The sequence below is a fragment of the Bartonella sp. MU70NMGDW genome (assembly GCF_042194085.1).
Lineage (GTDB): Bacteria > Pseudomonadota > Alphaproteobacteria > Rhizobiales > Rhizobiaceae > Bartonella > Bartonella grahamii.
On record NZ_JBHIMK010000233.1, the window covers coordinates 1 to 1,847 of the forward strand.

Below are 1,847 nucleotides of genomic sequence, written 5' to 3' on the forward strand. Positions count from 1 at the left end.
TTTTTTCAATAATTTATAAAATATGATAATAATTTGCAGGAGAAGTATGTAAAAGTCAGAGGACAGTATTCTTTGATTTTAATACTATAAATGCTTTCCAATTTACGATAGCACTCAAATTAAGAAGCTGGGAATGTAGATCTTTAGGATGAAAAATGGTGTCAAGATAACTTAGTAAAGATAAAAACATTTTCTGATTCTTAAGAAAGAAATTTGTTGCATAAGTGATTGGGAAAATAAAGATCATCATAAACCCTTTATAATATGCAAATAAGATGATTAGAATTAGTTGAAAAGTGACTTCTCATTTTTATGGGAAGAAAAAGAGAGGAGGATTAATAAAATTAATCAAGTTTTTTTATTTAAGAGGGAGTAAAAATCATATCGGATGAAGATCGGCTGATAGAACTAGAAATGAAGCTAGCTTACCAAGAAAAATTCATTGAGGAACTTTCTCGAGAGGTAACTAATCAATGGAAAAGTTTGGATGAGATATCTAAAAAAGTTGATATTTTAGCGAGAAGATTTTCAGATTTAAAAGAACAGAGTGTTACTGAAACTGTTATCTCACCATTTTCTCAATAGGGAGGAAGGTGGAAAATATTTTTTATCACAATTGTAATTATTTACAGATTAGTTTTTATTTAGCGTATTTTGTTAGGCTTGTAGAATAATTTTTATAAGCTTCTTCATTAATTTTAATAAGTTCCAATCTTATAAGGAGAGCTGATATTAGAAGACGTTTTTTATATGGGGTTTCTAGTATAAAAATTAAGAAAAGTTTTTTTAGAGTATAAAGAAGCAGCTATAGAAAAATATATGAACTGCAATATGTTAAATTTTTTCTGTACAGAGTTTTTGTATAGATGGGAGTTAGATTTATTCGCTAATTTTTTAAATTGATACAAATAAAGTGGTGTTATCTTTATCTATAGAAATCATAAGTGAGCGCATATATTTATAATAAAGCGTTTTAATCCGTTCTGATGATCAAGTGGTTTTCGGTTGTTTTAATAGAGTGAGGGATTTTAAGCGACATTGGTTGTGTTATAGTACAGAGAGCTCTAGAAGTTTTTTTCAAGATTAAATGTACTCTTCGTTATATGTATATGATATTTTGTGGAAAGGCTTTTGTTTTTCGTAATTTAAGATACAAAATACTATTGCTAAAGCACCAAAGATAGACCATGCTGGTAAATAAGTGAGAGTAACGCAAATTGAGGACAGAAAATCAGGCATTACCTTGCATAGAGATTGATTAAGTTGATAGATATCTGTTTGCAGAAGGTTTATTAAAATTTTATTAAAGGGGGTTATTGTCCAATGTGATGTTATTACAGAGTGTGCATTATCAATGACCAATACTATAATGGTTAGTGTAATGAAAATGAAAGACATTAATTTAAATAAAGGGTGGGGCATATTTTTTCTTAAAACTTCAACGGGACATACGTATAATGCACAAAAAAATAAGGGGTTGCATTATGATAAGAAAATAAGTTGACGTTTGTTTTGTGTTTTTTGAAAGAGGTGCCTAATTTTTCGATAAAAGTTGAGGTTAGGTTCAACAGAAGTAGTGAGGCATGATGTCTGAAAAAAAGCACGAGGAATTGAAGCGTAGCCTTCAAAATCGCCATATTCAAATGATTGCTTTGGGTGGCGTTATTGGGACGGGGCTTTTTTATGGGTCAACCGAGGCAATTCAATTAGCTGGTCCATCGGTCATTTTATCTTATCTTGTCGGCGGGATTATTATATATTTCATTATGAGAATGCTTGGTGAAATGTCAGTAGAAGAGCCGTCTTCAGGAGCATTTAGTTTTTTTGCTTATAAATATTGGGGGAGA

General features: G+C 30.4%; 1 protein-coding gene and 1 pseudogene. Both read left to right on the plus strand.

All coding sequences use genetic code 11. The features are described 5' to 3' along the window. Positions 1–402 precede the first annotated feature (402 nt). A complete protein-coding gene (locus ACFIKE_RS10005; protein ID WP_375649689.1) occupies positions 403–585 on the plus strand; it encodes a SlyX family protein in 183 nt (60 codons plus the stop codon). Positions 586–1,586: 1,001 nt separating this feature from the next. Further along, a pseudogene (locus ACFIKE_RS10010) lies at positions 1,587–1,847 on the plus strand (aromatic amino acid transporter AroP); the annotation flags it as partial.